The 13,657-nt window shown below is 58.2% G+C and carries 15 protein-coding genes; all 15 read right to left on the bottom strand.

The window, feature by feature from the left end; genetic code table 11:
* Position 1: 1 nt before the first annotated feature.
* The 15 genes from rpmC to rpoC all read right to left on the bottom strand — a co-directional run bounded on the left by rpmC (position 2) and on the right by rpoC (position 13,632).
* Complete coding sequence (rpmC, locus tag NJG22_RS20765; protein WP_002555481.1) at positions 2 to 193, bottom strand: 50S ribosomal protein L29; 192 nt, start codon at positions 191 to 193, stop codon at positions 2 to 4.
* Complete coding sequence (gene rplP / locus NJG22_RS20760; RefSeq protein WP_009397508.1) at positions 193 to 606, bottom strand: 50S ribosomal protein L16; 414 nt, start codon at positions 604 to 606, stop codon at positions 193 to 195. Before rplP ends, rpmC begins: the two co-directional genes overlap by 1 nt.
* Positions 607 to 618: 12 nt before the next feature.
* The gene (gene rpsC, locus NJG22_RS20755; protein WP_011531889.1) at positions 619 to 1,305 is read right to left on the bottom strand and encodes a 30S ribosomal protein S3; all 687 of its coding nucleotides are present in this window, start codon (positions 1,303 to 1,305) and stop codon (positions 619 to 621) included.
* Between the two features lie 13 nt (positions 1,306 to 1,318).
* Positions 1,319 to 1,651 (bottom strand): 50S ribosomal protein L22, encoded by a 333-nt coding sequence (rplV, locus tag NJG22_RS20750; protein ID WP_003103908.1) that lies wholly within the window; start codon positions 1,649 to 1,651, stop codon positions 1,319 to 1,321.
* An 11-nt stretch (positions 1,652 to 1,662) separates the two neighbouring features.
* Positions 1,663 to 1,938 (bottom strand): 30S ribosomal protein S19, encoded by a 276-nt coding sequence (gene rpsS, locus NJG22_RS20745; RefSeq protein ID WP_003255482.1) that lies wholly within the window; start codon positions 1,936 to 1,938, stop codon positions 1,663 to 1,665.
* A gap of 16 nt (positions 1,939 to 1,954) precedes the next feature.
* The gene (gene rplB / locus NJG22_RS20740; RefSeq protein WP_016393391.1) at positions 1,955 to 2,779 is read right to left on the bottom strand and encodes a 50S ribosomal protein L2; all 825 of its coding nucleotides are present in this window, start codon (positions 2,777 to 2,779) and stop codon (positions 1,955 to 1,957) included.
* Positions 2,780 to 2,793: 14 nt separating this feature from the next.
* Positions 2,794 to 3,093, bottom strand: a complete 300-nt coding sequence (gene rplW, locus NJG22_RS20735) for a 50S ribosomal protein L23 (RefSeq protein ID WP_003255484.1) — start codon at positions 3,091 to 3,093, stop codon at positions 2,794 to 2,796.
* Positions 3,090 to 3,692, bottom strand: a complete 603-nt coding sequence (gene rplD / locus NJG22_RS20730) for a 50S ribosomal protein L4 (RefSeq protein WP_003255485.1) — start codon at positions 3,690 to 3,692, stop codon at positions 3,090 to 3,092. The genes rplW and rplD overlap by 4 nt, the downstream gene beginning before the upstream one ends.
* A 12-nt stretch (positions 3,693 to 3,704) precedes the next feature.
* Entirely contained in the window at positions 3,705 to 4,340 is a 636-nt protein-coding gene (gene rplC / locus NJG22_RS20725) for a 50S ribosomal protein L3 (protein WP_011531887.1), read from the bottom strand.
* A gap of 80 nt (positions 4,341 to 4,420) precedes the next feature.
* Positions 4,421 to 4,732, bottom strand: coding sequence for a 30S ribosomal protein S10 (gene rpsJ, locus NJG22_RS20720; RefSeq protein WP_003186070.1), 312 nt, complete (start codon positions 4,730 to 4,732; stop codon positions 4,421 to 4,423).
* A 141-nt stretch (positions 4,733 to 4,873) separates the two neighbouring features.
* Positions 4,874 to 6,067, bottom strand: coding sequence for an elongation factor Tu (gene tuf, locus NJG22_RS20715; RefSeq protein ID WP_182323863.1), 1,194 nt, complete (start codon positions 6,065 to 6,067; stop codon positions 4,874 to 4,876).
* 27 nt (positions 6,068 to 6,094) lie between these two features.
* Complete coding sequence (gene fusA, locus NJG22_RS20710; RefSeq protein ID WP_253097369.1) at positions 6,095 to 8,242, bottom strand: elongation factor G; 2,148 nt, start codon at positions 8,240 to 8,242, stop codon at positions 6,095 to 6,097.
* 30 nt (positions 8,243 to 8,272) lie between these two features.
* Entirely contained in the window at positions 8,273 to 8,743 is a 471-nt protein-coding gene (gene rpsG / locus NJG22_RS20705) for a 30S ribosomal protein S7 (protein WP_003246741.1), read from the bottom strand.
* Between the two features lie 106 nt (positions 8,744 to 8,849).
* Complete coding sequence (gene rpsL, locus NJG22_RS20700; RefSeq protein WP_003255492.1) at positions 8,850 to 9,221, bottom strand: 30S ribosomal protein S12; 372 nt, start codon at positions 9,219 to 9,221, stop codon at positions 8,850 to 8,852.
* Between the two features lie 211 nt (positions 9,222 to 9,432).
* Positions 9,433 to 13,632 (bottom strand): DNA-directed RNA polymerase subunit beta', encoded by a 4,200-nt coding sequence (rpoC, locus tag NJG22_RS20695; protein WP_253097361.1) that lies wholly within the window; start codon positions 13,630 to 13,632, stop codon positions 9,433 to 9,435.
* Between the last annotated feature and the right edge of the window lie 25 nt (positions 13,633 to 13,657).

Genomic DNA, 13,657 nt, shown 5'->3' with positions numbered 1-13,657 from the left:
ATCACTTACCTGCCTGCTGGTTGAGCACAGTTTTCACGCGAGCGATGTCACGCTTAACTTGCGAGAGCAGGTGCGACTGCCCCAACTGGCCAGTTGCTTTCTGCATGCGCAGATTGAACTGGTCGCGCAGCAAGCCGAGCAGTTGCTCATTCAGTTGCTGTGCCGATTTTTCACGAAGTTCATTCGCTTTCATCACATCACCGTCCGCTTAACAAAGGAGGTGGCGAGAGGCAGCTTTGCAGCAGCCAGGGCGAAAGCTTCGCGCGCCAGCTCTTCAGAAACACCCTCGATTTCGTACAGGACTTTGCCTGGCTGAATCTGGGCAACCCAGTATTCCACGGAACCTTTACCTTTACCCATACGAACCTCGAGAGGCTTCTTGGTAACCGGCTTGTCCGGGAAGACACGGATCCAGATCTTGCCGCCACGCTTTACGTGACGGGTCAGGGCACGACGTGCCGACTCGATCTGACGGGCGGTGAGACGACCGCGAGCGACAGCTTTCAGAGCGAACTCGCCGAAGCTGACCTTGCTACCGCGCAGTGCCAGACCACGGTTGTGGCCGGTCATCTGCTTGCGGAATTTTGTACGCTTTGGTTGCAACATTTGGCGTACCCCTTACTTAGCAGCTTTTTTACGAGGCGCTGGTGCTTGAGGCTTCAGCTCTTCCTGGCGACCACCAATTACTTCGCCTTTGAAGATCCAAACCTTCACACCGATCACACCGTAGGTGGTGTGAGCTTCGTAGGTGTTGTAGTCGATATCGGCACGCAGGGTGTGCAGAGGCACACGACCTTCGCGATACCACTCGGTACGTGCGATCTCGGCACCGCCGAGACGACCGCTCACCTGGATCTTGATGCCCTTGGCACCAATACGCATGGCGTTCTGCACGGCGCGCTTCATGGCGCGACGGAACATGACGCGGCGCTCCAGCTGCTGGGCAACGCTCTGAGCAACCAGCATAGCGTCGAGTTCCGGCTTGCGGATCTCTTCGATGTTGATGTGCACAGGCACACCCATCTGCTTGGTCAGGTCCTGACGCAGTTTCTCAACATCTTCACCTTTCTTGCCGATAACGATACCGGGACGAGCGGTGTGGATGGTGATGCGTGCAGTTTGAGCCGGACGATGAATATCGATACGGCTTACGGACGCGCTTTTTAGTTTGTCTTGGAGGTACTCGCGAGTTTGCAGATCCTTCAGCAGGTAATCTGCGTAAGTCGCGCCGTCTGCGTACCAGACGGAGGTGTGCTCCTTGACGATTCCCAGGCGAATGCCAGTGGGATGTACTTTCTGACCCATCTGATCGACTCCGTTACTTGTCCGCAACCTTGACAGTGATATGGCAAGACCGCTTGACGATGCGATCAGCACGGCCTTTGGCACGTGGCATGATGCGCTTCAGCGAACGCCCTTCGTTGACGAAGACGGTGGAGACCTTCAGGTCATCAACGTCTGCGCCTTCGTTGTGTTCGGCGTTGGCAACGGCCGACTCGAGGACTTTCTTCATGATTTCAGCGGCTTTTTTGCTGCTGAAGGCCAACAGGTTGAGCGCTTCGCCCACCTTCTTCCCGCGGATCTGGTCGGCGACCAAGCGGGCTTTCTGGGCGGAGATGCGAGCGCCCGACAACTTAGCGGCTACTTCCATTTCCTTACCCCTTAACGCTTGGCTTTCTTGTCAGCCACGTGCCCACGATAAGTGCGGGTACCGGCGAACTCGCCCAGTTTGTGGCCGACCATGTCTTCGTTCACCAGAACAGGGACATGTTGACGACCGTTGTGTACCGCGATGGTCAGACCGACCATCTGTGGCAGGATCATCGAACGGCGCGACCAGGTTTTAACTGGCTTGCGATCGTTCTTCTCCACCGCCACTTCGACCTTCTTCAGCAGGTGAAGATCGATAAAAGGACCTTTTTTCAGAGAACGTGGCACTGTCGTATCCCTCTAGTTACTTGCGACGACGGACGATCATGTTGTCGGTACGCTTATTACCACGGGTTTTAGCACCCTTGGTTGGGAAGCCCCATGGCGATACCGGATGACGACCACCGGAGGTACGACCTTCACCACCACCATGTGGGTGGTCAACCGGGTTCATGGCAACACCACGAACGGTTGGGCGAACGCCGCGCCAGCGTTTGGCACCCGCTTTACCCAGCGAACGCAGGCTGTGCTCGGAGTTCGAGACTTCGCCCAGGGTCGCACGGCACTCAGCCAGGACTTTACGCATTTCACCAGAGCGCAGACGCAGGGTCACATAGACACCGTCGCGGGCGATCAGCTGAGCCGAAGCACCAGCGGAACGAGCGATCTGAGCACCTTTACCCGGCTTCAGTTCGATGCCGTGAATGGTGCTACCTACTGGGATGTTGCGCAGCTGCAGGGAGTTACCGGCCTTGATTGGGGCCAGGGCACCTGCGATCAGCTGGTCGCCAGCGCTCACGCCTTTAGGGGCGATGATGTAGCGACGCTCACCGTCTGCGTAGCACAGCAGGGCGATGTGAGCAGTACGGTTCGGGTCGTATTCGATACGCTCGACAGTGGCAGGGATGCCATCTTTGTCGTTGCGACGGAAGTCAACCAGACGGTAATGCTGCTTATGACCACCACCAACGTGACGAGTGGTGATGCGGCCATTGTTGTTACGACCACCAGACTTCGATTTTTTCTCGAGCAGCGGTGCGTGAGGAGCGCCTTTGTGCAGCTCCTTGTTGACCACCTTGACCACAAAACGGCGGCCAGGGGAAGTCGGTTTGCATTTAACGATTGCCATGATGCACCCCTTCCTTACTCAGCACTGCTGCTGAAATCGAGATCTTGGCCTGGCTGAAGGGAGACGATCGCCTTCTTCCAGTCATTACGCTTGCCCAGACCACGTGCGGTACGCTTGGTTTTACCCAGAACGTTAACAGTCGACACGTTTTCAACTTTTACGTTGAACAGGCCTTCGACAGCTTTCTTGATTTCCAGCTTGGTTGCGTCAGTAGCAACCTTGAATACGAACTGGCCTTTTTTCTCAGCCAGAACGGTAGCCTTCTCGGAAACGTGCGGGCCAAGGAGGACTTTGAATACGCGTTCCTGGTTCATCCCAGCAGCTCCTCGAATTTCTTCACGGCCGAGACAGTGATCAACACTTTCTCGTATGCGATCAGACTGACCGGGTCGGAACCTTGAACGTCACGTACATCGACGTGCGGCAGGTTGCGAGCAGCCAGGTACAGGTTCTGATCAACAGCGTCCGAAACGATCAGAACATCGCTCAGACCCATGCCGTTCAGCTTGTTCAGCAGGTCTTTGGTTTTCGGGGCTTCAACAGCGAAGTCCTGAACCACGACCAGACGGTCGCTACGCACCAGCTCAGCGAGGATGGAGCGCAGGGCTGCGCGGTACATCTTCTTGTTGAGCTTCTGCGAGTGATCCTGAGGACGAGCTGCGAAGGTTACACCACCGCCACGCCAGATCGGACCACGGGTAGTACCAGCACGAGCGCGGCCAGTACCTTTCTGACGCCATGGGCGCTTGCCGCCACCGGCTACGTCAGAACGGGTCTTCTGCTGCTTGGTGCCCTGACGGCCGCCGGCCATGTAGGCCACGACTGCTTGGTGTACCAGCGTCTCGTTGAATTCGCCACCGAAGGTCAGTTCGGAAACTTCGATCGCCTGAGCGTCATTTACATTAAGTTGCATGTCAGTTTCCCCTTAACCGCGAGCCTTGACAGCCGGACGCACGACCACGTCGCCGCCAGTAGCGCCTGGGACGGCACCCTTGATCAGCAGCAGGTTGCGTTCAGCGTCTACGCGTACTACTTCCAGGGACTGAACAGTCACGCGCTCGGCGCCCATGTGACCGGACATCTTCTTGCCCTTGAATACACGACCAGGAGTCTGGCACTGGCCGATGGAGCCAGGGACACGGTGCGATACGGAGTTACCGTGGGTGTTGTCTTGACCACGGAAGTTCCAACGCTTGATGGTACCGGCGAAGCCTTTACCTTTGGACTGACCGGTTACGTCTACCAGCTGGCCTGCAGTGAAGAGTTCAGCTTTGATCAGATCGCCAGCCTGGAAATCGCCTTCTTCAAGACGGAACTCCCAAACACCGCGACCAGCGGCAACGTTAGCCTTGGCAAAGTGGCCTGCCTGAGCGGCGGTCACACGCGAAGCACGACGCTCGCCGACAGTGACTTGCACTGCACGGTAGCCATCAGTTTCTTCGGTTTTGAACTGGGTGACGCGATTCGGCTCGATCTCGATGACCGTGACCGGAATGGAGACACCTTCTTCGGTGAAAATACGGGTCATACCCGCTTTTCGACCGACTACACCAATAGTCATGTTGTAAACCTCATGAGTGTACGGGGCTTTCACCCGCTATGGCCGCCCATTTCAGAGCGTTACACGACCAGACCGAAGTCTTAGCCGAGGCTGATCTGCACTTCCACACCGGCCGCCAGATCAAGCTTCATCAGCGCGTCAACGGTTTTATCCGTTGGCTGGACGATGTCCAGAACACGCTTATGAGTGCGAATCTCGTACTGGTCACGCGCGTCTTTGTTGACGTGCGGGGAGACCAGAACGGTGAAACGCTCTTTGCGGGTAGGCAGTGGAATTGGACCACGCACTTGTGCACCAGTACGTTTCGCGGTTTCCACGATTTCCTGGGTGGATTGGTCGATCAGGCGATGGTCGAAAGCCTTCAACCTGATACGGATTTGCTGATTTTGCATTGGATTTCAGACTCCAGGCTGTTCCCATCGGGCGCACTACGCCCGTTAAAAGGAGGCGTGATTCTATAGACGCCCCAATTTAGTGTCAACCCAATAAAAAAAACCCCCGCTGAGCGGGGGTTTTTTCAACCGATCGAGTGATTACTCGATGATTTTGGCTACGACGCCGGCGCCGACGGTACGACCGCCTTCACGGATGGCGAAGCGCAGACCGTCTTCCATCGCGATGGTCTTGATCAGGGTGACAGTCATCTGAATGTTGTCACCTGGCATTACCATTTCAACGCCTTCCGGCAGTTCGCAGTTACCGGTCACGTCAGTGGTGCGGAAGTAGAACTGAGGACGGTAGCCTTTGAAGAACGGAGTGTGACGACCGCCTTCTTCCTTCGACAGGACGTAGACTTCTGCGGTGAACTTAGTGTGCGGCTTGACCGAACCTGGCTTGACCAGAACCTGGCCACGCTCGACGTCGTCACGCTTGGTACCACGCAGCAGGACGCCGCAGTTCTCGCCAGCACGACCTTCGTCCAGCAGCTTGCGGAACATCTCAACGCCGGTGCAGGTAGTGGTGGTGGTGTCACGCAGACCAACGATTTCCAGCGGATCCTGAACGCGGACGATACCACGCTCGATACGGCCGGTAACAACGGTACCACGACCCGAGATCGAGAATACGTCTTCGATCGGCATCAGGAACGGCTGGTCGATGGCACGAACTGGCTCAGGGATGTAGGCATCCAGAGTTTCAACCAGCTTCTTGACAGCGCTGGTACCCATTTCGTTGTCGTCTTTGCCTTCCAGGGCCATACGAGCCGAACCGATGATGATCGGGGTGTCGTCGCCCGGGAAGTCGTAGGTGGACAGCAGGTCGCGAACTTCCATCTCGACCAGTTCCAGCAGCTCAGCGTCGTCTACCAGGTCAGCCTTGTTCAGGAAGACCACGATGTACGGAACGCCAACCTGACGGGACAGCAGGATGTGCTCACGGGTTTGTGGCATCGGACCATCGGCGGCCGAGCAAACCAGGATCGCGCCGTCCATCTGGGCAGCACCGGTGATCATGTTCTTCACGTAGTCAGCGTGACCTGGGCAGTCAACGTGAGCGTAGTGACGAATGTTCGAGTTGTACTCGACGTGAGCGGTGTTGATGGTGATACCGCGCGCTTTTTCTTCCGGAGCCGAGTCGATCTTGTCGAACTCAACGACGGCCGAACCGAAAACTTCGGAGCAGACGCGGGTCAGAGCTGCGGTCAGAGTGGTCTTACCGTGGTCAACGTGGCCGATGGTGCCGACGTTAACGTGGGGAAGGGAACGATCAAATTTTTCTTTAGCCACGACAGTGAACCTCTTGCCTAAAGGGGATTAGCCTTGTTTTTTAACGAGTGCTTCGACGATGTTCGACGGAGCTTCGGCGTATTTGGAGAATTCCATGGAGTAGCTTGCGCGACCCTGAGACATGGAACGAACGTCGGTTGCGTAACCGAACATCTCTCCGAGCGGTACCTCAGCAGTGATTACCTTGCCGGACACCGAGTCTTCATTACCCTGGATCATCCCGCGACGACGGCTCAGGTCACCCATCACGTCACCCAGGTAGTCTTCCGGGGTTACAACTTCGACCTTCATGATCGGCTCAAGCACCACGCCACCGCCCTTCTGGGCCAGTTGCTTGGTCGCCATCGAAGCGGCGATCTTGAACGCCATTTCGTTGGAGTCGACGTCGTGGTACGAACCGTCGAATACCGTGGCCTTCAGGCCGAGCAGCGGATAGCCGGCAACAACGCCGTTTTTCATCTGCTCTTCGATACCCTTCTGGATCGGGGCGATGAATTCCTTAGGAATCACACCACCAACGACTTCGTTGGTGAACACCAGACCTTCGGTGATGTTGCCCTTCTCGTCAACGTCCGGCTCCGAGAAACGGATCCAGCAGTGACCGAACTGACCGCGACCACCCGACTGACGAACGAACTTGCCTTCGATCTCGACGTTGGACTTGGTGATCTTCTCGCGGTACGAAACCTGAGGCTTGCCGACGTTGCACTCGACGTTGAACTCGCGCTTCATGCGGTCAACGAGGATGTCCAGGTGCAGCTCACCCATACCGGAGATGATGGTCTGGCCGGTTTCTTCATCGGTCTTGACGCGGAACGACGGGTCTTCCTGGGCCAGCTTGCCCAGAGCAATACCCATCTTCTCCTGGTCAGCCTTGGTTTTCGGCTCTACGGAGAGCGAAATTACCGGCTCAGGGAAGTCCATACGCTCGAGGATGATCGGCTTGTCGGCGTTGCACAGGGTGTCACCGGTGGTGACGTCCTTCATGCCGATCAGAGCAGCGATGTCGCCAGCGCGTACTTCTTTGATCTCTTCACGCTGGTTGGCGTGCATCTGCACCATACGACCAACGCGCTCTTTCTTGCCCTTGACCGAGTTGATGACGGAGTCACCGGAGGTCAGGAAGCCCGAGTAAACGCGAACGAAGGTCAGAGTACCCACGAACGGGTCGGTGGCGATCTTGAACGCCAGGGCCGAGAACGGCGCGTCGTCGTCAGCAGGACGCTCGTCGTACTGCTCTGCGGTGACTTCATCCTTCGGCACGTCGATCAGGTCAGGGTGGATACCCTTGATCGCCGGGATTTCGGTCGGAGCAGGCAGGAAGTCGATGACGGCGTCGAGAACCAGGGGAACACCCTTGTTCTTGAACGAGGAACCGCAGACAGCAGGAACGATCTCGCTCGCCAGGGTACGGGCGCGCAGACCAGCCTTGATGTCTTCGACGGACAGGTCACCTTCTTCAAGGTACTTGTTCATCAGCTCTTCGTTGGCTTCGGCGGCGGCTTCAACCATGTTGCTGCGCCACTCGTTAGCCAGCTCGACCATATCCGCAGGAATCTCTTCCTCACGGTAGGTGGTGCCCTTGTCGTCATCGTTCCAGTAGATGGCTTTCATCTTGATCAGGTCAACCTGACCCTGGAAGTCGTCTTCCGCACCGATGGCCAGCTGGACCGGAACCGGGGTGTGACCCAGGCGGTTCTTGATCTGGCCGACAACGCGCAGGAAGTTGGCACCGGCACGGTCCATCTTGTTCACGTAGACAACACGTGGAACGCCGTACTTGTTGGCTTGACGCCATACGGTTTCGGACTGCGGCTCAACGCCGGAGGTACCGCAGAACACAACGACCGCGCCGTCGAGTACACGCAGCGAACGCTCTACTTCAATGGTGAAGTCAACGTGGCCGGGGGTATCGATGACGTTTACGCGGTAGTTGTCGTACTGACCACGGGAACCTTTCCAGAAGGTGGTAACGGCAGCGGAGGTAATGGTGATACCGCGCTCCTGCTCCTGCACCATCCAGTCGGTGGTCGCGGCGCCGTCATGCACCTCGCCCATCTTGTGGCTCAGACCTGTGTAGAACAGGATCCGCTCGGTAGTGGTAGTCTTGCCCGCGTCAACGTGGGCACAGATACCGATGTTACGGTAGCGGTTAATTGCTGTAGTACGAGCCATAGAGCCCTCGCAAAAATATTGATGCTTGAATTAGAAGCGGTAGTGCGAGAACGCTTTGTTGGCCTCGGCCATACGATGCACGTCTTCACGCTTCTTGACTGCAGCACCCTTGCCTTCGGCAGCATCCAGCAGTTCGCCGGCCAGGCGCAGAGCCATCGACTTCTCGCCGCGCTTGCGGGCGTAGTCTACGAGCCAGCGCATTGCCAGAGCGTTACGACGAGATGGACGAACTTCAACCGGAACCTGGTAAGTGGCACCGCCGACACGGCGGGACTTAACTTCGACCAGCGGAGCGATGGCGTCGAGAGCTTTCTCGAAGATTTCCAGGGGGTCGCTGTTCTTGCGTGCTTTAACGGTATCCAGGGCACCGTAAACGATGCGCTCGGCTACGGCCTTCTTGCCGCTTTCCATCACGTGGTTCATGAACTTGGCGAGGATCTGGGATCCGTACTTCGGATCGTCCAGGATCTCACGTTTTGCTGCTACACGACGTCTTGGCATGATAAGCCCTCAAACGGTCTTCAGGTTAGCCCGGGACGCGGGTCTTCGACCCCTGCCCGACCTTACTCTTATCGACTCAAATAAATGGATGTCTGCAAACGGCCGATTACTTCGGACGCTTGGTACCGTACTTCGAACGACCCTGGTTACGGCCTTTGACGCCCGAAGTATCCAGAGAGCCGCGAACGGTGTGGTAACGAACACCTGGCAAGTCTTTTACACGGCCGCCACGGATCAGGACGACGCTGTGCTCTTGCAGGTTGTGGCCTTCACCGCCGATGTACGAGGAAACCTCGAAACCGTTGGTCAGACGCACACGGCATACTTTACGCAGTGCCGAGTTAGGTTTTTTCGGCGTGGTGGTGTACACACGGGTGCACACGCCACGACGCTGCGGGCAGTTCTGCAGCGCAGGAACGTCGGACTTCTCGACCGAACGCTTACGCGGCTGACGTACCAGCTGGTTGATAGTTGCCATCTACTAGCTCCACTGATTGTCTTGCGACTCTATTGTCTTGCAAGAAAGCCAAAAATTGGCGAGACGGAGCCTCACCAAATTTAAGGGTACAAAAGTCTAAAGAGGATCTTGCACCCAGTCAAGACGAGGCCCCGGCCCTCCTCGCCCGGTCATCGGCAACAATTCATGTCACCGATGCCCTGGCGAGGCGTGCCGGGGCCCTGCCCTGTCCTTAGCTGCCGCTGGAATTCAGCGCTTCGGTCAGTGCGGCTTCCACCTCACTGGCGCTCACGCGCAGCGGCTTGTCGGCATCACGGCGACGCTTGCGCTCGCTGTGATAGGCCAGACCGGTACCGGCCGGGATCAGACGACCCACGACCACGTTCTCTTTCAGGCCGCGCAGGTAGTCGCGCTTGCCGGTTACCGCCGCTTCGGTCAGTACCCGGGTGGTTTCCTGGAAGGAAGCCGCCGAGATGAACGATTCGGTCGACAGCGAGGCCTTGGTGATACCCAGCAGCACACGGGTGAACTTCGAGATGAACTTGTCTTCGCTGGCGAGACGCTCGTTCTCGACCAGAACCTGGGTCAGTTCCATCTGGTCGCCCTTGATGAAGCTGGAATCGCCGGACTCGGAGATCTCAACTTTACGCAGCATCTGACGCAGGATGGTCTCGATGTGCTTGTCGTTGATCTTCACGCCCTGCAGGCGGTAAACGTCCTGGATCTCGTTGACGATGTACTTGGCCAGCGCGCTCACACCCAGCAGACGCAGGATGTCGTGCGGATCGCTCGGGCCGTCGGAGATAACTTCGCCGCGGTTTACCTGTTCGCCTTCGAAGACGTTCAGGTGGCGCCACTTCGGAATCAGCTCTTCGTACGGATCGCTGCCATCGGTCGGGGTGATGACCAGGCGACGCTTGCCCTTGGTTTCTTTACCGAAGGCAATGGTGCCGCTGACTTCAGCCAGGATCGAGGCTTCTTTCGGACGACGCGCTTCGAACAGGTCGGCAACGCGTGGCAGACCACCGGTGATGTCACGGGTCTTCGACGTTTCTTGCGGGATACGCGCGATAACGTCACCGACGCCGATCTGGGCACCGTCAGCCACACCGACGAGGGCGTTGGCCGGCAGGAAGTACTGGGCCGGTACGTCGGTACCTGGCAGGTACAGGTCCTTGCCTGCGGCATCGACCATCTTGATCGCCGGACGGATTTCCTTGCCTGCGGCAGGACGATCCTTCACGTCCATCACTTCAATGTTGGTCAGGCCGGTCAGTTCGTCGGTCTGGCGCTTGATGGTGATGTTTTCTTCCATGCCCACGAAGGTCACGGTACCTTTCAGCTCGGTCACGATCGGGTGGGTGTGCGGGTCCCACTTGGCGACGATGGCGCCAGCTTCGACCTTCTCACCTTCCTTGACCGAAATCACCGCACCGTAAGGCAGCTTGTAGCGCTCACGCTCACGACCGAATTCGTCGGCAATGGCCAGCTCGCCGGAACGCGATACGGCAACCAGGTTGCCATCGGCGCGCTCGACCTGCTTGAGGTTGTGCAGACGCACCATACCGCCGTTCTTCACCTGGACGCTGTCGGCAGCCGAGGTACGGCTTGCAGCACCACCGATGTGGAACGTACGCATGGTCAGCTGGGTACCCGGCTCACCGATCGACTGGGCGGCGATAACGCCGACAGCTTCACCGATGTTCACCTGGTGACCGCGAGCCAGGTCACGACCGTAGCACTTGGCGCAGATGCCGTAGCGGGTTTCGCAGCTGATCGGCGAACGCACGACCACTTCGTCGATGCTGTTCAGCTCGATGAACTCGACCCACTGCTCATCCACCAGGGTGCCGGCAGGCACGATGACGTCCTCGGTGCCCGGCTTGAACACGTCACGGGCGATGACACGGCCCAGTACGCGCTCACCCAGCGGCTCGACAACGTCGCCGCCTTCGATGTGCGGAGTCATCAGCAGGCCCTGGTCGGTGCCGCAGTCGATCTCGGTAACCACCAGATCCTGCGCCACGTCTACCAGACGACGGGTCAGGTAACCGGAGTTCGCGGTCTTCAGTGCGGTATCCGCCAGACCCTTACGAGCACCGTGGGTCGAGATGAAGTACTGCAGTACGCTCAGACCTTCACGGAAGTTCGCGGTGATCGGCGTCTCGATGATCGAGCCGTCCGGCTTGGCCATCAGGCCACGCATACCGGCCAGCTGACGGATCTGAGCCGCGGAACCACGCGCACCGGAGTCAGCCATCATGTACATCGAGTTGAAGGACTCTTGCTCGACTTCCTTGCCCTCGCGGTCGACGACCTTCTCTTTCGAGAGGTTGGCCATCATCGCCTTGGACACTTCGTCGTTCGCCTTGGACCACAAGTCGATGACCTTGTTGTACTTCTCGCCCTGGGTTACCAGGCCGGAGGCGTACTGGCTCTCGATTTCCTTCACTTCATCGGTGGCGTTACCGATGATGCGCGCCTTCTCATCGGGGATGACGAAGTCGTTCACACCGATGGAAACACCGGAAATGGTCGAGTAGGCGAAACCGGTGTACATCAGCTGGTCAGCGAAGATAACGGTCTCTTTCAGACCCACCACGCGGTAGCACTGGTTGATCAGCTTGGAGATCGCCTTCTTCTTCATCGACTGGTTGACGACGTCGAACGGCAGGCCTGCCGGCACAACCTGGAACAGCAGCGCACGGCCGACAGTGGTGTCGACGATGCGGGTGTTCTTGTTGATGGTCCCGTCACGCTCTTTCACGGTCTCGTTGATACGAACCTTGATTTTCGCGTGCAGGGCGGCTTCGCCGGCGCGGAATACGCGGTCGACTTCCTGCAGGTCGGCGAATACGCGACCTTCGCCCTTGGCGTTGATGGCTTCACGGGTCATGTAGTACAGACCCAGTACCACGTCCTGCGACGGAACGATGATTGGTTCACCGTTGGCTGGCGACAGGATGTTGTTGGTCGACATCATCAGCGCGCGCGCTTCGAGCTGGGCTTCCAGCGTCAGCGGCACGTGAACGGCCATCTGGTCACCGTCGAAGTCGGCGTTGTACGCGGCACAGACCAGCGGGTGCAGCTGGATAGCCTTACCTTCGATCAGAACCGGTTCAAAGGCCTGGATACCCAGACGGTGCAGGGTTGGCGCACGGTTGAGCAGGACGGGGTGTTCGCGGATCACCTCGGCGAGGACGTCCCACACCTCCGGCAGCTCGCGCTCGACCATCTTCTTGGCCGCCTTGATGGTGGTCGCCAGACCACGCATTTCCAGCTTGCCGAAAATGAACGGCTTGAACAGCTCGAGGGCCATCTTCTTCGGCAGGCCGCACTGGTGCAGACGCAGGGTCGGACCAACGGTAATTACCGAACGGCCGGAGTAGTCCACGCGCTTACCGAGCAAGTTCTGACGGAAGCGACCTTGCTTGCCTTTGATCATGTCGGCCAGCGACTTCAGCGGACGCTTGTTCGAACCCGTGATGGCGCGACCGCGACGGCCGTTGTCGAGCAGGGCGTCGACCGCTTCCTGCAGCATGCGCTTTTCGTTGCGCACGATGATGTCCGGCGCCGACAGATCGAGCAGGCGCTTCAGACGGTTGTTACGGTTGATCACCCGACGATAGAGGTCGTTCAGGTCGGAGGTCGCGAAGCGGCCGCCATCCAGCGGAACCAGCGGACGCAGGTCCGGCGGCAGTACTGGCAGGACGGTCAGGACCATCCACTCAGGCAGGTTGCCCGAGCCCTGGAAAGCTTCCATCAGCTTCAGGCGCTTGGACAGCTTCTTGATCTTGGTTTCCGAGTTGGTCTGCGGAATCTCTTCGCGCAGGCGACCGATCTCGTGCTCCAGGTCGATAGCGTGCAGCAGCTCGCGGACAGCCTCGGCACCCATGCGGGCGTCGAAGTCGTCACCGAACTCTTCCAGCGCTTCGAAGTACTGCTCGTCGTTCAGCAGCTGGCCCTTCTCGAGGGTGGTCATGCCCGGGTCGATCACGACGTAGCTCTCGAAGTAGAGCACGCGTTCGATATCACGCAGGGTCATGTCCATCAGCAGGCCGATACGGGACGGCAGCGACTTCAGGAACCAGATGTGGGCAACCGGCGAGGCCAGCTCGATGTGCGCCATGCGCTCACGACGAACCTTGGCCAGGGCAACCTCAACGCCGCACTTCTCGCAGATCACACCGCGGTGCTTGAGGCGCTTGTACTTGCCGCACAGGCACTCGTAGTCCTTGACTGGGCCAAAGATCTTGGCGCAGAACAGGCCGTCGCGCTCAGGCTTGAACGTACGGTAGTTGATGGTTTCCGGCTTTTTGACTTCACCGAACGACCACGAACGGATCATTTCAGGCGACGCCAGACCGATGCGGATGGCGTCGAACTCTTCGACTTGACCCTGGTTTTTCAGCAAATTCAGTAGGTCTTTCAAGGCCTTTCCTCCTGGCGGAGCAGGG

Source organism: Pseudomonas sp. VA159-2 (assembly GCF_024126635.1).
GTDB lineage: Bacteria > Pseudomonadota > Gammaproteobacteria > Pseudomonadales > Pseudomonadaceae > Aquipseudomonas > Aquipseudomonas muyukensis.
Note: the sequence above shows the minus strand (reverse complement) of the source record. Positions and strands in the feature narration are given on the sequence as shown.